We start from the raw sequence: 19,945 nt of genomic DNA, 5'->3' as shown, positions 1-19,945 counted from the left end.
GAGCAGGCAACCGAAGCGATACCGAGTCTAACCAGACCCTTTCTGGTACGAAGCGTTCAACTTAATGTAGTCAATAAGGTCAAACCGCACCGCGGCAGGCTGTCAGATCGCCAGCTCAGCCCTCGTCACCGGCCACTTCGCGATACAGCTTCAAGCCTCTGGCCTGATAGTTGGCCAACGCACTGGGGTGGTCGTAATTGCAAGTGTGTACCCACACGCGCCGGGTCCCCGGCCAGGCCCAGGCCGACTCCAAGGCGTGGGTCAGCAGCGGGCCGCCAAAACCCTGGCTGCAGAAGCGCTCAACCAGACCGAAATAGAGAATTTCCACGTTGCCATCAGCGTCCTGCTGCAGCTCGTAATAACCGGCAATCGCCCCTTGGTGATAAGCCACCCAAGTACGCTGTTCGGGACGTTCGACCCTGGCTTGCCACTGAGCATCTGACCAGCTCAGTTTGTCCGTCCACTCCCAAGGTTCTCCCACCAATTGGTAGAGGAAGCGATTAAGCTGAAATTGCTTGATCCTGCATTCCACAACCGTCAGATCGTCCGGCAAGGGCTTGCCACGAATCTGCTCAGGGCTATGCATATCCAGGTAGTAGGTGATGAGGGTCTTCATGGACTGTACTTAGCGCAGAGGTCTGAGTAAGGCGACAGCCTACTGCTGCACCGCGCTGACCGCGAGCACAACAGCGCTTAGCACTGTGGTTTAGATTCTGTATTGCCACATTAAACGGTCATTAATGATGACCGTTTAATGAATAAGTCAGTCAATAAGGTCCTCTTTTTGGGTGAAAAAGTAGCACTTCATGCATCGAAATAGAGCATTTACGGGCATAGCGCAGTGACAACCAGAGTTATGCAGGCCGTGTAAATGGCGATAACCGCCTGTTTTAGTGGAGCAAGCCGTCATCACCTACTCATCATGAATCACCCTGAGATCATCAACTTTATTGGCAAATACCCAACAGATCACCGCATATTTGCAGAAGTCTGCTGTGTCAAAATTAGCCAACGCGCACCACAACGCCCGTTGCACCACGATGAAAACCACATATCCACACTTTTTTACCCACTGGCATGCGCTCTGCACACGAAAAGCCCATACGGTCTGAAGGCCGACGTTTAACAGGCAAGGTAATGAACGATCTGAACGCAAAACGTGACGACAGCTTCGATGTTGTTGTGGTTGGCGGCGGCGTGGTCGGCTGTGCGATGGTCCGACGCTTCACCCTGGAAGGGGCCAAGGTGCTGCTGCTGGAAAAGAGTCCGGACATTCTCTCCGGCGCCAGCAAGGGCAACAGCGCCATTCTTCACACCGGCTTTGATGCGCCAACAGGCAGCGTCGAGCTGGCCTGCATGCAGGCTGGCTACCGTGAATACTTGGAGATTCACCATAAGCTGAACCTGCCGCTGCTGAAAACCGGGGCAATGGTGGTGGCCTGGAATGAGGACGACCTGAGCAAGCTTGAAAGCATCGTCCAGCAGGCCCACAGCAACGGTGTCGATGATGTAAAGCTGATCGACCGCCTGAATATCCGCTCCCGCGAGCCGTACCTGTCCACTCAGGCCATTGCCGCCGTCGAAGTACCCGGCGAATACCTGATCGACCCTTGGTCGGCACCACTGGGCTACCTGCTGCAAGCGATGATGGCCGGCGCTCAGGCGCGCTTTAATGCCGAAGTGCTCAATGGCAACTTCGACGGCTCGCAGTGGACCCTGGAGACCAGCGCCGGTACCGTCCGTGCCACCACCGTCATCAACTGTGCCGGGCTGTATGGCGACACCCTGGAAGAGCGCCTGCTGGGCGAAGCCAGCTTCAGCATTCACCCGCGCAAAGGCCAGTTCGTGGTCTTCGATAAAGCGGCCTCGAAACTGCTAAACGCCATTGTGTTACCGGTGCCGAATGAGCGCACCAAAGGCATCGTGCTGACCCGCACCATCTTCGGCAACCTGCTGGTCGGCCCGACCGCAGAAGAGCAGGACGACCGTGTGCATGCCGACCTTGAGGGCGACACCCTGCAACAGCTGATCGACGCAGCGGTGGATCGCATCCCGGCGCTGGCCAATATGCCGGTCACCGCCACTTACGCAGGCCTGCGCCCAGCCAGCGACAAGAAGGAATACCGCATCCGCCGCGTGGCCGAACGCAACTGGATTACCGTGGGCGGCATCCGCTCCACTGGTCTGACCGCCTCCCTGGGTATTGCCCAACACGTTTTCAGTCTCTACCAAGGCCAGCACACCGCGTTGCCTGCCGACAGCCTGCGCTGGCCAGTCATGCCCAACCTGGCCGAACACTTGCCACGGGATTATCAGCAGCCGGGGCACGGCGAGATCGTCTGCCACTGCGAAATGGTCACCCAGCGTGAAATCGAGAAAGCCCTGCAAGGCCCGCTTGCAGCAGGCGATTTGGGCGGACTGAAACGCCGCACCCGCGCCTGTATGGGGCGCTGCCAGGGTTTCTATTGCGGGGCGCAGGTTGCCGAAATGAGCAGCAGCCACCTCGCTGTTCCGCTTGCTACAGGTGTTTGCCATGAAAACCATTGATCTTCAGAGCGTCGACGTCGCCATCATCGGCGGCGGCCCAGCCGGCCTGTCGGCGGCCATGGAGCTGCGCAAACAGGGCATTGAGCGGGTCGTCGTGATTGAGCGTGAAGCAGAGGCCGGCGGCATTCCCCGCCACTGCGGCCATCCGCCCTTTGGCTTCTGGGAATACGGCCATGTCTATAGCGGCCCGAATTACGCGAAACGCAACGTGAAGGAAGCGGTGAACGCCGGTGTGCAGATCTTCCTCAAGCACTCCGTGACCAAACTCGGGGCGCACGGTGTGATCGACGGCGTTCACCCCGACGGAGCCTTCCGCATCAAGGCCCGCCGCGTACTGATCGCCACCGGTGCCCGCGAGACGCCGCGCTCAGCGCGCCTGCTCGGTGGTGATCGCCCGGTTGGCGTGATCAATACCGGCGCGCTGCAATCCTATCTGTACCTCAAGGGCCTGAAACCGTTTGAACGCCCGCTGATTGTCGGCACCGAGCTGGTCAGTCTGTCGTCCGTACTGAGCTGCCGCAAAGCCGGAATCAAGCCGGTGGCAATGATCGAACGCAACCAGCGCGCCACCGCACGCTGGCCGCTGTCGCTGTTCCCACGCCTGTGCGCAGTACCCATGCACTTTGGCGCGGAGCTGGTGAAGATCCACGGCACTGGCCGGGTTGAAGGGGCCAGCGTGCGTATGGCCGACGGCAGCATCAATACCTTTGAGTGCGACGGGGTTCTGCTGACCGGCCAGTTCACCCCGGAATCCAGTTTGGTGCGCATGAGCGATCTGCGCATTGACGCCATGAGTGGCGGACCGCGCATTGATCAGTTCGGGCGCTGCTCCGATCCCTCGTACTTCGCTGCAGGTAATCTGTTGCGGCCGATTGAAACCGCAGGCTGGTCATTCCGCGAAGGCCGTCGTATCGGCGGACTGATCGCCGCCGACTTGCGCGGCGAGCTGCCGGGCACCGCGGACGCGGTCAGCGTGTACTGCAACAACAACCTGAAACTGTGCGTGCCGCAGGTGCTGATCCCGTCCACGATGGAGGGCCTGAAACACCTGCAACTGCGCGTTGCCCGCGCCACCAGCGGACGTCTGGTAGTGAAGGCTGATGGCAAGGAAATCTGGTCGGGCATGCGCACCTGCCTGCCTGAGCGCCGCCTGCTGATCCCGATCAAGAGCCTCAGCATTCCACAGGGAACCCAGCAACTCGAAGTCGACTTTGTCGGCCGTTAACCGAAGCCTGCCGACAGGAGTAATAACGTGCGCATTGCAGCCCTTGACCAAGGCACCACCAGCACCCGGGTACTGGTGGTGTCAGAGAACGGAAACGCAGATATCCAGCTGGCGCTGCGGCACCAGCAGCACCACCCGCAACCGGGCTGGGTTGAACATGACCCACTGGAGCTGCTGAACAATATTCAGCGCTGCCTGGAAGCCGCCGGCGGCGTCGATGCCGTCGGCATCGCTAACCAGGGCGAAAGTTGCCTGGCCTGGGACGCGAAAACCGGCGAGCCGCTTTCGCCAGTAATCGTCTGGCAGGACAACCGCACCTCTGCCGAGGTGGAACAACTGCGCGCAGCCGGTGGCGAGAGCCTGACTCTGGAGCGTGCCGGTCTGCCGCTGGACCCATACTTTTCAGCCTCCAAGCTGGCGTGGATTGTGAACAACCTGCCCGCTGCCAAACAGGCCCTGAAAGAAGGTCGCTTGCGCTTAGGCACCACCGACGCTTACTTCCTTGACCGCCTGACTGGCGTGTTTGCCACCGACATCACCACGGCATCGCGCACCTCGCTGATGAACCTGGCCACCGGCCAGTGGGACCCGCAGCTGTGTGAACTGTTTGGCGTGCCGCTGGAAACCCTGCCGGAAATCCGCGATACCGTCGGCCACTTCGGTGAGATCGGCGCGACGCCAGTCACCGCCTCGCTGGTGGATCAGCAAGCCTCACTGTACGGCCACGGCTGCCGTAATCCGGGCGACGCCAAAATCACCTTCGGCACCGGTGCCTTTGCTCTGACCCTGACGGGTGAAAACATCATCCGCGCCCCTGAAAAAGGCCTGCTGGCAACCATCGCCTGGCAGATCGACGGCAAGCCGACCTACGCCATGGACGGAGGCGTATACGACGCCAGCGCCGCCGTGGAGTGGGCCGGGCGACTGGGCCTGTTCAGTGATTTCAGTGAGTTGGCCGGGTTCGACAACCCGCCTGCCATCGGCCGCAAGCTGGCCTTCGTCCCGGCTCTGTCAGGCCTGGCCTGCCCGCACTGGGATCGCAGCGCCGCAGCGCTGTGGGTTGGCATGAACGGCGGCACCACCAAAGAGGATATGTGCCAGGCGCTGCTCGAAGGAGTAGCCCTGCGCAGCGCTGAAGTGATTGCGGCAATGGACGGTTTCCTTAACGTCACCGACCAGCTGTCGATTGATGGTGGTCTGGCACGCAGTCCCTACTTTGCCCAGTTCCTTTCCAACGCCCTGCAACGCACCGTGGTGACCCAGCGCTTCGACGAACTGACCGCCTTTGGCTGCGCCGCTCTGGCCAGCCGCGGCCTCGGCGTCGACCTGAAGCCACCGCGCAACACCAGCACCAGCTTCCGCCCGAAAGTCACTGAAGCTGAAGCCCTGCAATGGCGTGAAACCTTCTCTGAAGCGGTCAGCCGCTGCCGCTCCTGGCGCTGAACCACCGCAGCCCAAGGATGGGCAAAAACCTCCAGGGCTGACGGCCCCATTCCGCAGCCCTGCACCACCAAACGACCGCTAAAAAAGTACGTACTTTCAAGAAAATGCGTTTAAGGCACACTCGTCCCTGACCGTACGTCATGTTTTTTCAGCAGAAAATTCCCTGATTATTTGTGCTGTTTTCGCATTCGGAATGCCGAACACGTCATGCCTGGCCGGCCCAATCGTCATTCGAAAGCAGCCATATCAGGACTTATTTGTTTTGTTCGGTTTTCCGACCCTTATTTTTCAATGACTTACAAATACCATCGAGGCCGACAGGCTGTATGCACAATCGGTATAGGGTTATGCACTTCAAGCATTAGCCTTCACCTGCCCCCCTCGCAATAGTGGCCGCCTTTCGCTGACCCGGGTGCTGTACATCCGAGGTGTCCCCCATGCGGTTCCGGACGGAAACCCACAATTCCCAGTGACGTTGCCAATGGCTCTGTTACACGCGTTTCCGGTCGAAACCCATGCCCACTATGAAGAAAGGGTAATGACATGAAGAAGGCAAAACTGAGCCTCGCCTGGCAGATCGTCATCGGCCTGATTTTAGGCGTCGCAGTCGGCGCGCTGCTGAACCATTTCGGCTCAGAAAAAGCCTGGTGGATCAGCAACGTCCTCCAGCCTGCCGGTGACATCTTCATCCGTCTGATCAAGATGATCGTCGTGCCGATCGTGATCTCATCGCTGATCGTCGGCATTGCCGGAGTCGGCGACGCCAAGAAGCTGGGCAGCATCGGCCTGAAGACCATCCTCTACTTTGAAGTGGTCACCACCATCGCCATTGTTGTCGGTCTGGTTATGGCCAACCTGTTCCAACCGGGGGCCGGCATCGACATGAGCACCCTGGGCACCGTCGATATCTCCAAGTACCAGGCCACTGCGGCGGAAGTGCAGCACGATCACGCATTTATCGCGACCCTGATTAACCTGATCCCCTCCAACATCTTCGCGGCACTGATGCGCGGTGACATGCTGCCGATCATCTTCTTCTCAGTCATGTTCGGCATGGGCTTATCGAGCCTCAAACCTGAGCTACGCGACCCGCTGGTACGCACCTTCCAGGGCGTGTCGGAGACCATGTTCAAGGTCACTCACATGATCATGCTGTACGCGCCGATTGGTGTGTTCGCGCTGATCGCCGTGACAGTTGCTAACTTCGGCTTCACCTCACTGCTGCCGCTGGCCAAGCTGGTACTGCTGGTGTACTTCGCCATCGCCTTCTTCGCCTTTATGGTGCTGGGCCTGGTGGCGCGCCTGTTTGGTTTCTCGGTGATCAAGATCATGCGCATCATGAAAGATGAGCTGATCCTCGCCTACTCCACCTCCAGCTCCGAAACCGTGCTGCCACGGGTGATCGAGAAGATGGAAAAGTACGGCGCACCGAAATCCATCTGCTCATTCGTGGTGCCGACCGGCTACTCCTTCAACCTCGACGGTTCCACGCTGTACCAGAGCATCGCGGCCATCTTTATCGCTCAGCTGTACGGCATCGACCTGTCCTGGAGCCAGCAGCTGCTGCTGGTGCTGACCCTGATGGTGACCTCCAAAGGCATTGCCGGTGTGCCGGGTGTATCGTTTGTGGTGCTGCTGGCGACGCTTGGCAGTGTGGGTATTCCGCTGGAAGGTCTGGCCTTTATCGCCGGTGTCGACCGCATCATGGACATGGCCCGCACCGCGCTGAACGTGGTGGGTAACGCCCTGGCGGCGCTGGTTATCGCCCGCTGGCAAGGCATGTACGACGCTGAAAAGGGCGAGGCGTACTATGCATCGCTGATGTCGGGAGAAGCGCAAGCCGTAACAGGCAAGGCCGTGATTGGCGAAAGCATCCGGCAGTAAGGCGATACTGATCTCGCCTAAAACACAGCATCCGTTCATTTAAGGCTAGTCAGTTAGGAAAAATGCCGCGATCCCTCTGGGGCCGCGGCATTTCTTATAGGGCTAGCAGATCGACTGATAGGCGTTAATTTGGCCACCCTCGTTAGACTTTTAGAAAGGGTTTCGCACTTCTCCGGCGAGTCTCTTTTGTCGCGACAAAAAAACCAAAAACGCTTGCCCAGTCATCCGGCCCAACGCGACTCTCGCGGCATCCATGCCGCTCAACCTCTTCCACGGCAATTCCGGGCACCCTCCTGAGTGGGCAAAGTGTGTCGTTCTCAGGTTTGGCGCATGTCATCAACCGCTGATGGATTAAGCATGCACCTGACAGGTGCTTGGTGACACAGTTCGATGGGCTGCACCAAAACTCAGCCAAGCAGGAAAACCCTTTCTCAAGCTCGAGCCAACCCCGTCAACTCACCACAAATTTCCTTTGGCTCTATCGAGCCCCTTTCACCAAAGCGGGCGCTTCATGCACTTCCACGTTGGCTTTTTCCAGAGCCTCGGCCAGCGGTCCCAGCGGCTTACGGTCGATGATCAGGCGATCAATGCGATCGAGCGGGAACACTTCAAATAACGCACGCTTACCCAGCTTGGATGAGTCAGCAATGACCGTCAGATAGCGGGTACGGGCAATCATCGCCCGGGTGATTTCCGCTTCTTCAATGGAGAAGTCGAACGCGCCATCAGCATTCAGCGCGCCAATCGTCACCACCGCATGCTCAGCGTTAAAGCGGGCAATCTGTTCCATCGCCAGCGCGCCGGTGTTCTGCGCAGAATCCGGGCGGTACTCGCCACCGATGACAAACACCCGGTTGCCGCTGGCACCTATGCTCGCGGCGATCTGCAGGGAGTTGGTGATCACGGTAATGCGGCTTAAACGCGCCAGCTCCTTAGCAAAGAACAGCGTGGTAGTGCCGGTGTCGATCAAGATGCTGTCGCCTGGTGCGTAGAGCCCGGCCGCATAGCGGGCCACAGCGCGCTTCTCAGTGGCGAATTCGTTCATGCGGGTCTGAAAGGCGTTCTCATGCTCGCCACTGGGTGGCAGAGACGCGCCGCCATGGAATTTGCTGACCTGACCGTTTTCCGCCAGCCCAGTCAAATCACGCCGGATGGTTTCCTGTGAAGCGCTGAGGATACGGGCAAGTTCTTCTACAGAAATCCGCTCGCGCTGACGCAGCAGCTCAAGGATGTGCTGTCTTCTCTCGTTTGGCCGCATGACTGTTCCTTATTGTTGTTACCGCAACACAACACGATGGTGCATAAATGTTACCGCCGCACACCTTTGCCACAAGAGCGTGCACACAGCGTCTAAAACGCCCATTACCGGTGCAGTTTGATTGCCCGACACTGTTCACGCATGAGACAGGCTGAAGGCTACGCATTTCAAGGAGTATCGGGAACTCCGGTTACTTAATTGACCGAATAATGCACGATTATCAGTCAATTCAACATAAGAACCTCAAAATGGCACACATAGTGGTTAGTTTTCCCACGTACGCACTCTGATTCACCCATCCCTCAAGGCAGGACGCCTGAAGCGTAAAACGCATTCGAGCGGTTGTTGTGAGCGCGAAAAAGTCGGTGGGTACGCCAACAACACTTAATAACAGGCCGCCCCTGAGGGCAGCCATACAAAACACCTTGCGCCAGCAAGCCGTGCGACAAGCAAATTGGGGTATAGCGATGGCTGAATTCGGAAACTTCGTTATCTATCTGATAATGATCGGGGCGGTTGTGGGGGCCTTTGCCTCCGTACTCAAACCACAAAGCGGGCTGGGCAAAGAGTTCGTCAACGGGATCCATTCCATTGGCCCGGTATTCCTGGCGCAGGCCGGGATCATGATCTCGATTCCTTATCTGTCGAAAATGATCACCCTCATCCTTGGCCCGCTGTTCGCAAGCATGGGTTCGGATGTGTCCATCGCTGCACTGGCGATCATTGCCGTGGACATGGGCGGCTACCAACTGGCCGACGCTCTGACCACCAACCGCGATATGTGGATCGCCGCCATGGTGGTGGGCTACACCTCCGGCGCAGTGGTGGTTTACCTGATCCCGGTCGGCCTGATGATGCTCGAGCGCAAAGACCACAAATACCTGGCGCTGGGCGCTATGGCCGGTTTTATCGCCATCCCGTTTGCGGTGCTGGCGGCGCTGATGATGATCACCGCCTTCAACCTGCCAGTGCGTGACATCGTCTCCACCAGCAGCGAAGCCGCCCACTTGCTGACCCTCGACTTCCTCGGTGCACTGTTACTGTTGGCTCCGCTGTTCCTGTTCTGCTTCCTGCTGGCAGTCGGTCTGCGTTACCGCGCCAACATGATGGTGGCGGGCTTCCTGGTGTTCGGCAAACTGATGGATGCCTTCATCAAGATCATCCTGTCCTTTGCCATCGTTGAGCACTTCACCGGCTTCTTCTCCAAGACCATCGGTTGGGGCTTTGACCCGATGTTTGCGGACGAGAAAGAACTGTTCCGCGCCATCGAGATCGCCGGTTACATCGGCATCATGCTCGCCGGTACCTTCCCGATCTGCTACCTGTTCAACAAGTACTGCCGCGCGCCGATGGAAGTGCTGGGCCGCCAGATCGGCCTGAGCTCCGCAGGTGCAGCCGGTTTCATCATGGTGCTGGCCAACGTCATCGCCGTGTACCACATGTTCAAGAAGATGAATGCCCGCGACAAAGTGCTGTGCGTGGCCATGGCCATCTGCGCTCAAGCGGCTATTGGTGACCACCTGGCCTTCACCGCCAACTTCCAGCCGACGCTGATCATGCCGATCCTGCTGGCCAAGATTGGCGGCGGTCTGCTGGCGGTGTGGATTGCCGTCAAGATTTCCGTACCGGCTGCACTGCGTTACGAAGCACAAGAGCAGGTCGAAACACCTGCCGATCAGGCTGCCCTGCGCACCGCCTGATTCACCCGGGGGCTCCGGCCCCCGGTTTTCACGTAAATGAGGTTTGTTATGCGTAAGATTTTTCTCGCCTGCCCTTACAGCCACGCTGACGCCAACGTCGTGCACGAGCGCTTTATCCAGTGCAACGAAGTGGCCGCTGCCATCGTCGAGTCCGGCAATGCAGTGTTCAGCCAGGTCTCCATGTCCCACCCGATCAACCTTGCATTCAAAGGTAAGGACAGCGCTGCCATCGGCAAGCTCTGGGGCCCGGTTGACGCCGTGTTTATGGAAGCCATGGAGGAACTGATCATCCTCGACCTGCCGGGCTGGGATATCAGCTCAGGCATCAAGCGCGAGATCGAATTCTTCAAGAACAAGGGTCGCCCGGTCAGCCTGTGGTCTGAAGTATCCGCCCAGTTCGCCTGATTTCCCCCTGGCCGGCAGCACGCCCTTGCTGCCATGGCCGTTTCCGAGTGGTTAACCGGCGTGTGGGCTGGCAGTTGGTGGGTGATGCTCTGTTGTGGCTGGCATGACGTATGGAATGTCCTGAAGTCTTTCCGTTGTTACGTCGCAGTTGTCACCGTAGTCGCAGGCTCATTCACTACAGCTCCATACACCGGCTCTACCCGACTCCCTGCGCGCCCTATGGCGCGCTTTTTTATGCGTGAGCGCCTGTAAGTAAAGGGAACTCAGACCAAGGTCGAGGGCAAATCAGTCAACCGTGCTGGATAATTCAAAAAAGGGACACATTTATTGTCAGCCCCTAGTAGCTAAAAATAAATCTGCCCCCTTTAAATTTCAGGAGCCAACAAGCAAATCCGCCATCTTTTAACTCTTTATTTATTTTAGGGCCAGACACACTCTACACTATTTTATTCAGAGAATATTCTAAAAGCGCTAGCATCTCGGACAGAGATTCGCCCCGCATCAGAGTCAACAATTACATTCCTACACTTACAAGCCATTGCATGCACCGGCATCGACGGTATTACATCACCACAGCTCGTACATTCATAGAATATTTTTTCTCCAGCAGGATAACCCGATGAATAATCTTGCTTGAAATAACTACGTTTCACACCAGACATGTAAACCTCATTAATTTGGATCTTTGCGGTCTATTAATTTTATATGACCACTTTCTAAATAGTCACTTATCGTCAATTCGAGCTTATGTTGGGTTCCCCCTCCAACCTCACCGAACCACGGAGCAGCTGGCCCACTTGGGACATCTAATAAAAAGGGGACAGATTTATTTTCGGCCCAGCTAGGCGCTAAAAATAAATCTGTCCCCTTTAGTCTTTCAGTATTTTACCACTACCCAGCCACCCCCCGATCACTACCTGGTTTGATAAGCAGTCGAGAGTCGACCTCCCTTTTCCTGCACTTCTCCACCAAAGGAAGTGCGAGAAGTGGGTTATCTATGAAAGTATTGAACTCATGATTATCAATCTCATAGTACTCTTCGTAGTCGATCATTCTATTACTAACAGGAATTGACAAATAATACTTCCCCGTAACCTCCTCGACTCCTATGGAATACCTCTGCTCTCTACACACCAATAAATCTTTAAAAATCATATTACCCACCTAAAACTTAGTAAAATTCAGAATAGGTTTTTCTTTTCCATTTACATCAATTATGGCTTCTGAATTCCCATTAGGCAGCTTACCACCCGGAATCCAATATTCATTTGCGCCGGCCTCATTTCCTGATGGAACACGCAAATTTAATTGTTTAGGATTAACTATATCAATCTTGAGGATAGAGTTCTCTTTAAAATAACCACTGGGTAATCCAAGTGCCTTTTCAAGTTCAAAGGCATTCCCTTTGGTTTTCGCTATTAGCTCATCAACTTCTGAGCTAGGCATCACAAATGAAGTACCATCTCTTTGCCCAATCCCGTACTTATTATAGCTATCAGATGTCATAAATCGCGTAGCACCGGATTCGAATTTTTCTAAATGGGTATCTATATAAGTTTTGGGCAAGTAGGTGCTAGGTTCTGGTCGCTCCCCTTTCGGTATACTCTTGATTTCATCGATCTTATTTTGAGAAAGAGAAAACTCTGCATCAGGGCATGATGCCGACACACATGCCAACCCCAACGGATCCACCCACCCCGTCGGGTTAGGCACGTATTGGTAGTTGTTCAAACCACCTGCCAGTTTGATCGGATCGGGCGTTAGGTAGCTGCCGGTGTTCGGGTTGTAGTAACGGTGGCGGTTGTAGTGCAGCCCGGTTTCCGCATCGAAGTACTGGCCCTGAAAGCGCAGTGGGTTGTCGACTTCCGCGACCTCCAGCTTCGCGACGTTGCCATAGGCGCGGTATTGCACAGACCAGAGGATTTGCCCGGAGGCGCTGGTAAGTTCTTGCGGAGTGCCGAGGTGGTCGAGTTGGTAGTAGTACGGCTCGGCGTTTTTGCCTTCGCCTTGCAGCATGGCCAGTGGACGGAAGCTGCCTGGTTCGTAGACGTAGCTGCAGTAGTGATCTTGGCCGCTCTCGGCAATCAAACGGTCGCCTTGCCAGAGGAATTCGGTGGTCTTGCCGTTCACGTCTTTGGCGATACGGCGGCCAAAGGCGTCGTAACGGTAGCTGGCCTGACTGCCGTCGGGCAGGCTTACGCCAATCAGGCGGTGCTGGTTGTCGTAGCGGTATTCAGTGACCAGTTTGTGCCCGGCACCGCGACGTTCGCGAATCAGGTTGCCGTAGGCGTCGTAGTCATAGTGACGGTCGCCCTGCATCAGCAGGCGGTTGCCTTTGACGTTGACGCGCTCGCTGCTCACGCCACTATTTTGCGCCAGCAGTGTGCCCGCAGGATCATGAACAAAGCTTTCAGGGGTTTCGCCACGCACCGCCACCAACCGGTCCAGCGGGTCGTAGTGGTAGCTTTTGCTGCCTTTGCGTGAATCGTTGATACCCGCCAGATTGCCTTTTGCGTCGTAGCGGTAATGACGGTTAAGGATGGCTTGCTGGTCCTGACGCAGGCTGTGGGCCTTGAGGCGGCCTTGTTCGTCGTATTGGTATTCGCTGAGCAGGGCACCTTGCTGGCGATACTGCTCACGGCCACTGGCACTGAACTGGTGAACGGTCAGTGACTGGCCGTTAAGGTCGATGGCTGCCAACGCGCCGCCGGGCTGATGGCGATAATCCAGCTTGCTGCCGTCGGGCAGACGGCAGTGGCTGAGCTGGCCGAGGGCGCCATATTCGTAACGCAAAGTGGCCCAGCCCTGATGCTCTTCGATCAGGCGGTCTTGCAGGTCATAGCGATAGCTCAGCGGCCACTGGCCGTCATCCACGTTGCTTAAACGCCCCATAGCGTCGTAGCTGTAGTGAATCTGCTCACCATCGGCGAGGGTTTTGACCAGCAGGCGCCCGGCGCTGTCACGCTGGTATTGGGTAACCAGCTCGCTGCCGTCGTCACCATGCTCGTGTTTTTCGATCAGGTGGCCGTTGAGGTCATAGACGTAGGAACTGCTGCGACCGTCGAACGCGGTTTCCTGGCGGATCAAGCCGTTGGGGTAGTAGTCCAGTGAGTAACGCTCACCACGCTCGTTCTCGATTTCGGTGAGCAGCAGACGAGCGTTGTCGTAGCGGTAGCGCAGTTCACTGCCGTCCGGGTTGATGCGGCGGCTCATGAGGTGCAGTTTGTCGGCGTATTCGTAGTGGGTTACACGCCCTAGCTCGTCGCGCTCGGAGGTGACTTTACCGTAGGCGTTATAGGTGAAAGCCCGCGTGCCGCCGCCGGGCAAGGTGATCTGGGTCAGGCGACCAATCGCATCCCATTGGTATTGGGTGATAGCACCTGTTTCGTCCTGGCGGGTGATCTGGCGGCCCAGCGCGTCATAGCGGTAGCGGCGTTGCGCTCCGGTGGGCAGGTGTTCTTCCAGCAGTTGGCCGAGGTTGTTCCACACCAATTCGTGCTGGCTGCCGTCTGCGTGGCGGATGCTGAGCAGGCGGCCCTGCTTGTCGTAGCTGTAGTGGGTTTTGTTGCCATCCGGGTCGATCTGGCTGGTGATATCGCCCTGTTTGTTGCGCTTGTACTTCCAGGTGGCTTTGCCACGGGTTACAGCACTGACATACCCATCCTGATATTCAAAGGCGGTGGCTGGCTCTTCTGCCGGGACGATAGCCGTGAGGCGGCCCGCCTCATCGTAGGCGTATTCAGTGATCGCACCGAGCGGGTCGCGCTCGGCAATCAACTGGCCTTTTTCGTCGTAAGCTTTTTCAGTGGTAGCGCCATCAGGATCGACCTGTTTGACCAGACGAGCGTTGTCGTCGTGGACATAAACCTGTTCACTGCCATCGGCGTTGATGACGGTGACGCCACCTTTGGCGTCCCACTCGTAGCGTGCTTCCATCTGCTGGAAGTTGGCCCAGTGCCGGACACAGCGGACCATTTTTCCCTGGCCTTCCCACTCCCAGTAGAAAGCGGCACCACCGGCCAATTCGCGCTCAAGGATGACGTTGTGCTCGTCGTAGCGATAACGCTCGCCTTCACCAGCGGCGTTGGCAGTTTCGAGCAGTTGCCCTGCTTCGTTGTAGCGATAGCGCACCAACGTCTGGACGGTTTCCCAGCTGTCTTCTTCGGTATCCGCCGGGCGCATGATCTGGTAGTCGACGGCAACGATATGCTTGCCTTCGTAGCGCAACCTCAAAGCGCGACCAGCGCTATTGCTCAAGCGCTGTACGCGGCCCATTAGATCGCGGGTAAGGCTGAGACGGTTGTCATAGGCGTCGCTGATTGCGATCAGATAACCGCCTTGTGCATCCCGGCGGAAGTGGTAGAAACGCGGGACTTTGCCAGCAGCTGCAACAATCACTTCACTGGGGTCACGCCCCAGATAAATGGCGGCACGGGACAGACGATTGGTAATGGCTGGGCGCTCGCGATCCGGTGTCGGGAAACGCACACTGCGGTTTTCATGGTCGGTCCAGACCAGTTCTTCGCCGTCCTGCTCCAGGCGATGGGACAGGCTGTGGCTCCAGCCATAACCCAGACCACGGTCAATTTCAGCAGCGCTGGTGCGGTACAGACGCGTCCACTCAAAGCTCAGCAGACCATCCAGCTCGCCATCGGTGAGGGTCAGCAGCTCCTCGCCGGTAACCATGGAGACCGGGCATTTATCCGTTTTGGTCTTGTCGGCGTTGTCGACGGGCTTGTCGTTGGGTGATTTGGCGGGAGCTGATGCGTCATCGACATTCTCTCCCTTGGACAGCTTGGTGTTTTGTTTGTAGCTGCGCTCAACAATGATGGTGTCAGGCTCAACTCGGCTGATTTGTTGTGCAGGGCTATTTATTGCAACTGTGCCTTTCTGAGAGCTGTTTACAGCAACTTCACCCTTGGCAATTAATGGCTTTGCAGTTTGTGCATGGATCTTCAACGCATGGCTGGCACTGATGTCGATCAAACCTTGAATCGACTTAGCCAGTGATACGGCAGAACCACCTTTTACGGCCTTGACTGCTTTAACCGAGTAGCGGACAGCCAGACCTGCGCCACCTGACAGGACAATCCCTAACAAAATATCCAGCAGCAACGTGGAGAGAATCTGGCTTGTGAGCTCTGCAATAGTGGTCGGAGGCAGGAGTTGCAGCCAGGTTACAAATGCCGATGTGTAGAGGAACATCAGTGGCTCATCACTGACGATAAGCAGCAGCTTTTCGACAACATCCTTGGCTTGCTTCAGCTTCTCCAAATCAATCTCGGAGATGAACTCAAGCAGCTTCGTAGCGTTGTCCAATGGGTGACTGATGATGTCATACAGAGATTTCAGATCGTTCCATAGTGACTTCAATGCGTTTTCGACACCTTGCATATAGGCGTCGTTAATTTGCTTAAGCCGCTCAAAATCACCAACCGGCGCCATCAGCTTCCACTGTGCAGAAATGGTGCTGTTCCACTCGCTCTGCAACCAAGCCTCAAGCTTCGCGATTACACCGTCGTACGAGGCATACAGTGCATTGATTTCTGCCTCGGAAACATTCGGGTAAAACCTAATGAAATACTTACGATTTGGCTCGCAGTTCTCAATAAACCCCAAACCGTTCTCGTCAAGAGTCCCTGAAATTTTCTGAGGCGCTTTGAGGCTGTACCAAGGAACGTATTCCACCGCTTCAAACGGGGTGTTGCTGATAGGAACAAAATTGACCGAATCAAACGCGTGCAGAAGCTTTATTCGTCCGTTGATGGGGCACGTCGCATAAGCACTGACTTCACGAGAGTCCTTATCCGCCTTGAGCGTTTCAACCTCATTACCGATCTTGAACTTCTGCTGCGCGTCCATCACCCAGCCAGTAAAGAAGCCTTCAGACAACTCCTTGTAGCGCTCCATGGAGTTGCGCTTGAATTCACTAATGATCTTGGCTGCATCCGGCTCTTCTGCGGTGAGGCCATGGAGCATTATTGCGCCCTGCATGAAGTTGCTGATCATTGCTTCAATTCCTGTTCCAGAAGGGCTTTGAACTGCCCGGCTAACGTGACTTCCGTGTATTGGCTATTGCGAATGAATCGTTCGGCTTTCAGCTTCAAGTTGTATTCGGGATACGAGAAATACAGCTCTGCGTGATCCTCACGCAGCCACTGCATCAAGTTCTCGACCAGCGTCGAGGGATCGTCTTTATTTAGCTGCTTGAGCAGCTCCGCAGGCACCTCCCACCATGGGTAATGCTGGGCCGGAGTCAGAGTCGGTAACGATAGGCTGTGGCTTTGCCCATTGATCAGATATTGATCAAACACCGGCAACAACTCCGCTGCTTTAGCATCCAGATGTTTGAGAATTGGCAGCAGATGGCGACCGTCCCAAAAGCGGAAGAACACCTCGCTCGCATCGGGCATTCGCACTTGGGTCAGACCCTTCAGATAAGGCATAACGGTATCGACTGGGTAAGGCGATAAGGCCAGCCAACCCCAGTCATCGTTCTTCTCGCTATCAATCCAGTCAAGAAACGCGCTGCCGGGTGTCAACTCACCCAAATAGGGCATCACCTCGCGCCAGTCGGCATAGGGTGTGCCATCCCAAATCGGCAGCGGCGCAAGAGTCGTATCTTGTTGGTAATACGCCTGTAGCGGGTTGGCGTCGCTGGCATTGCTCATAACCACGTAAAGGTGGCGGTCCGCATTAAGTGTTTGATTGTTCAGCCACTCGCGGGCTTTCAGTCGTTCAGATTGCACAGAGACCGTCCTTGCACTTCTCGCACTCTTCGCAGAATGGCGCGTTACGTTTTAAGGTCTGAATCTGTGCGGGGGTCAGCAGTGCACCGGCTTTATCGGCGTCTGCCAGTTTGGCCACGCCCGGCGCTATCGCTGCAGCTCCTGATCCCACCCCCGGTGCACCACCCGAGTTCACCTTGATAACCGGGCCAACCATAGTGATACCGCTGGCGTCGAGTTTGATAAAGCTGCCGGCTGCTTTGAGGGTCAGTTCGCTGCCCGCTTCCATAACCACTTTCTGGCCGCTAGAGAGGTGAATTTCCTGGCCTGCGTTGATCAGTTGGCTGTCGCCGATTTTGATGTGCTGGTTGTTGCCGACGATGAGGTGGTCGTTGGCTTTGATTTCGCTTTTGCGGTCCGCGTGGGTGGTGCGGTGTTCTTCGGCTTTGAATTCGCTGTAGCTGTTGGCTTCGACGGTGTCGTGGCGTTCGTTGCCGATGCGGATTTTCTGGTCGTGCTCGATGTTTTCATCCCAGTCGCGCTGGGCGTGGATGTAGATCTGTTCGGCACCCTTTTTGTCTTCGATGCGCAGTTCGTTATAGCCGCCACCGCCCGGTGAACTGAGGGTTTTGAAGACGCTGCGGGTTTTGTGCGCAGGCAGGTCGTACGGCACTTCGTGGGCGGCGTGGTGCAGGCAGCCGGTAATCAATGGTTGATCGGGGTCGCCTTCAAGGAAGGTGACCAGCACTTCCATGCCGATACGCGGGATGGCGATTGCACCGTAGCGATCCCCCGCCCAAGCGGAGGAGACGCGTAGCCAGCAGCTGGTTTTGTCGTTAGCTTGGCCTTCACGGTCCCAGTGGAATTGCACTTTGACCCGACCATATTTGTCGCAGTGAATTTCTTCACCTTGCGGGCCGGTGACGACGGCGCTTTGGCTGCCGAGGATACGCGGTTTCGGGTGTTCCAAAGTCGGGCGGAACGGCACGGCCCACGGCGTGGCGTAGAAGCGGTTGCGGTAGCCTTGCTGGAAGCCATCGGCGCTTTTCACATCGCTGGGTGTGGCTTCTTCCAGCACTTGCGGCTGTTTGCCTTCGTGATGGATTTCGGTGAGCAGCCAGAGGTCGTTCCACTTGTCGCGTGGGTGCTCTGCCAGCGGCAGGTAGTGGCCGCTGAGCAGCACCGGTTGGTCGCTCTCGCCAGTGGCTAGTTCGTAGTCGTGGCGGTGGCGTTCAAGGGCGCGTTGGCTGAGGTGTTTGCCCCGGTCGCGGTCGATAAAACGGCCGGGATAATCGTAGTCTTCAAGGTCCGGCTCGGCGTCGCCTTTATAGGCAGCTTCGAGCTGGAACGTCGGTTTTTCAAAGTCGTAATCGCGGCGGGTCACCCGGCTGGTGCGGGTTTCCATACGCACGCCAAAACGCTTGATAACCGGCTCGTCAGCGACCAGGCCGGTGTCTTGCTGGTAGGCGGTTGCTGGCAGTTGGCTGAACACGCTCTGGTCGTCGCCAAACACCAGTTTGTGGCCGTCGCTGCTGTGTTCGAAGTGGTAGTGAATGCCTTCTTCTTCACACAGGCGCTGGATAAAGTGCAGGTCGCTTTCGTCGTACTGCACGCAGTACTCACGCTCGGGGTAAATCGAGCTGAGGATAAATTGGTAGGCGTCGCTCTGAATGCCATGCTCTTCGAGGATCTGGCTGATGATTTTTTCAACCGTCAGGAACTGGAAGATGCGTTGGTTATGGCGGTGCGCCAGGTAACTGAGCTGCGGACGCAGGGTCAGTTTGTAGCGGGTCAGGCGTTTGCCGGACTCGCCTTGGGCGATGCGATAAATCAGCCCGTGAATGCCGTTGCCGCTCTGGCAGAGTTGAAGAAAAGCGCGCTGATGCAGCAGGCTTTCCAGATCGAGGTCGGGACGTTCGCTGACCAGCTCCAGGTCAAACTCATAGGGTTTGCTGATGGCTTCACGACCGGTAAAGGCCAGCACTTGCAGATCGTGCCGAACGCCTTCGATGGTGAGGCTGAAGTGGGTCTGGTTGGCAGGGGCGAACATACGTGTTCCTCGCAATTCATTCCATGAATCAGCCGACCTTAAGGCAGGCTTAAAGCACAACGACCAGGACTAGCCTGGTCGATGTGATCCTCAATCTCGCAGCAATTAAGCGGAGATTGGAGTACGCCAGTCGTCAGAACCGGAAGTACCGGATACTTCGTGGGTCCAGACGATTTTGCGGTAGGTGAAGTACACGTCTTCCAGGTGAGTGAAGTGCGACATGTTCGGATCTTGGCAGTTCGGCATGCGCGACTGCACGTCAACGATCACGGCATCTTCCAGCTCGATGGTGAAGTAGTGCTCCTGAGTACCGGTGGAGGAAGTGCGGTACCACTCCAGACGGCACTTGTTCAGACGCTCACCGGAGGTCAGGGCGTTGAAGATCAGCGGGGAGGATTTGTCGAACACCTTGGTGATCATCAGCGGCTTGTGAACGCGCTGGCCAGTCGGCTGACCGGACTGCGGGTCACGCGGGATGATGACCTGGTGGTTGAATGCCTGAACCAGAATCTGGTCCTCATGACCTTCCTGGAAAATGTTGCCGACGGAATCTTCGGTGAAGGTGCCTGCAGTGATCAGACCTTGTTTGGTGCCTTCGAGGGACAGATACGCTGGTGTTGGCATGAGAGCTCTCCTTGCCTGGGTTAAAAATTCGTAGGATTGGAATTAATCCTGACCGAATGGTTAGCCACTTCCGTGCCAACA

At 56.6% G+C, this 19,945-nt stretch carries 12 protein-coding genes and 1 pseudogene; 6 read left to right on the top strand and 7 right to left on the bottom strand.

Going from position 1 to position 19,945, the window contains the following annotated elements; all coding sequences use genetic code 11:
* Nucleotides 1-115 precede the first annotated feature (115 nt).
* On the bottom strand, nt 116-616 hold the full coding sequence (locus AO726_RS07130; RefSeq protein WP_058067381.1) for a GNAT family N-acetyltransferase: 501 nt from the start codon (nt 614-616) through the stop codon (nt 116-118).
* A 521-nt stretch (nt 617-1,137) separates the two neighbouring features.
* Here AO726_RS07130 and AO726_RS07125 point away from each other — a divergent pair.
* The 4 genes from AO726_RS07125 (at nt 1,138) to gltP (ending at nt 7,099) form a co-directional block, all read left to right on the top strand.
* Nucleotides 1,138-2,547: an NAD(P)/FAD-dependent oxidoreductase gene (locus tag AO726_RS07125; RefSeq protein ID WP_058067380.1), complete on the top strand. Its 1,410-nt coding sequence runs from the start codon at nt 1,138-1,140 to the stop codon at nt 2,545-2,547.
* A complete protein-coding gene (locus AO726_RS07120) occupies nt 2,534-3,772 on the top strand; it encodes an NAD(P)/FAD-dependent oxidoreductase (RefSeq protein ID WP_058067379.1) in 1,239 nt (412 codons plus the stop codon). The genes AO726_RS07125 and AO726_RS07120 overlap by 14 nt, the downstream gene beginning before the upstream one ends.
* Nucleotides 3,773-3,799: 27 nt before the next feature.
* On the top strand, nt 3,800-5,215 hold the full coding sequence (locus tag AO726_RS07115) for an FGGY-family carbohydrate kinase (protein ID WP_058067378.1): 1,416 nt from the start codon (nt 3,800-3,802) through the stop codon (nt 5,213-5,215).
* Between the two features lie 543 nt (nt 5,216-5,758).
* Complete coding sequence (gltP, locus tag AO726_RS07110) at nt 5,759-7,099, top strand: glutamate/aspartate:proton symporter GltP (RefSeq protein WP_058067377.1); 1,341 nt, start codon at nt 5,759-5,761, stop codon at nt 7,097-7,099.
* Nucleotides 7,100-7,577: 478 nt separating this feature from the next.
* Here gltP and AO726_RS07105 read toward each other — a convergent pair whose 3' ends face one another.
* Nucleotides 7,578-8,357 (bottom strand): DeoR/GlpR family DNA-binding transcription regulator, encoded by a 780-nt coding sequence (locus AO726_RS07105; protein WP_058067376.1) that lies wholly within the window; start codon nt 8,355-8,357, stop codon nt 7,578-7,580.
* A 467-nt stretch (nt 8,358-8,824) separates the two neighbouring features.
* Here AO726_RS07105 and eutH point away from each other — a divergent pair, with 467 nt between their 5' ends.
* Nucleotides 8,825-10,057: an ethanolamine utilization protein EutH gene (gene eutH / locus AO726_RS07100; protein ID WP_058067375.1), complete on the top strand. Its 1,233-nt coding sequence runs from the start codon at nt 8,825-8,827 to the stop codon at nt 10,055-10,057.
* Nucleotides 10,058-10,105: 48 nt separating this feature from the next.
* A complete protein-coding gene (locus tag AO726_RS07095) occupies nt 10,106-10,462 on the top strand; it encodes a DUF1937 family protein (RefSeq protein ID WP_058067374.1) in 357 nt (118 codons plus the stop codon).
* 672 nt (nt 10,463-11,134) lie between these two features.
* Here the strand turns inward: AO726_RS07095 and AO726_RS21585 are convergent.
* The 5 genes and pseudogenes from AO726_RS21585 to AO726_RS07070 all read right to left on the bottom strand — a co-directional run.
* Nucleotides 11,135-11,260 (bottom strand): annotated as a pseudogene (locus tag AO726_RS21585) (glycohydrolase toxin TNT-related protein); the annotation flags it as partial.
* Nucleotides 11,261-11,626: 366 nt separating this feature from the next.
* Nucleotides 11,627-16,471 carry an RHS repeat-associated core domain-containing protein gene (locus AO726_RS07085; RefSeq protein ID WP_082629080.1) on the bottom strand — a complete coding sequence of 1,615 codons (4,845 nt, stop codon included), beginning with the start codon at nt 16,469-16,471 and terminating at the stop codon, nt 11,627-11,629.
* Entirely contained in the window at nt 16,468-17,211 is a 744-nt protein-coding gene (locus AO726_RS07080; protein ID WP_058067372.1) for a DUF4123 domain-containing protein, read from the bottom strand. Before AO726_RS07080 ends, AO726_RS07085 begins: the two co-directional genes overlap by 4 nt.
* Nucleotides 17,201-19,240: a type VI secretion system Vgr family protein gene (gene tssI / locus AO726_RS07075; protein WP_058067371.1), complete on the bottom strand. Its 2,040-nt coding sequence runs from the start codon at nt 19,238-19,240 to the stop codon at nt 17,201-17,203. The genes AO726_RS07080 and tssI overlap by 11 nt, the downstream gene beginning before the upstream one ends.
* Before the next feature lie 105 nt (nt 19,241-19,345).
* Nucleotides 19,346-19,864: an Hcp family type VI secretion system effector gene (locus tag AO726_RS07070; RefSeq protein WP_058067370.1), complete on the bottom strand. Its 519-nt coding sequence runs from the start codon at nt 19,862-19,864 to the stop codon at nt 19,346-19,348.
* Between the last annotated feature and the right edge of the window lie 81 nt (nt 19,865-19,945).

The sequence above is a fragment of the Pseudomonas sp. TTU2014-080ASC genome (assembly GCF_001446935.1).
In the GTDB taxonomy this organism is placed as follows: Bacteria; Pseudomonadota; Gammaproteobacteria; order Pseudomonadales; family Pseudomonadaceae; genus Aquipseudomonas.
This window is presented reverse-complemented; position numbering and strand designations above follow the sequence as displayed.

Coding starts and splice junctions, on each gene's coding strand:
- AO726_RS07105 (WP_058067376.1), bottom strand. CDS start 8,357: ATGCGGCCAAACGAGAGAAGACAGCACATCCTTGAGCTGCTGCGTCAG.
- AO726_RS07125 (WP_058067380.1), top strand. CDS start 1,138: ATGAACGATCTGAACGCAAAACGTGACGACAGCTTCGATGTTGTTGTG.
- AO726_RS07120 (WP_058067379.1), top strand. CDS start 2,534: ATGAAAACCATTGATCTTCAGAGCGTCGACGTCGCCATCATCGGCGGC.
- AO726_RS07085 (WP_082629080.1), bottom strand. CDS start 16,471: ATGATCAGCAACTTCATGCAGGGCGCAATAATGCTCCATGGCCTCACC.
- AO726_RS07095 (WP_058067374.1), top strand. CDS start 10,106: ATGCGTAAGATTTTTCTCGCCTGCCCTTACAGCCACGCTGACGCCAAC.
- eutH (WP_058067375.1), top strand. CDS start 8,825: ATGGCTGAATTCGGAAACTTCGTTATCTATCTGATAATGATCGGGGCG.
- gltP (WP_058067377.1), top strand. CDS start 5,759: ATGAAGAAGGCAAAACTGAGCCTCGCCTGGCAGATCGTCATCGGCCTG.
- tssI (WP_058067371.1), bottom strand. CDS start 19,240: ATGTTCGCCCCTGCCAACCAGACCCACTTCAGCCTCACCATCGAAGGC.
- AO726_RS07070 (WP_058067370.1), bottom strand. CDS start 19,864: ATGCCAACACCAGCGTATCTGTCCCTCGAAGGCACCAAACAAGGTCTG.
- AO726_RS07130 (WP_058067381.1), bottom strand. CDS start 616: ATGAAGACCCTCATCACCTACTACCTGGATATGCATAGCCCTGAGCAG.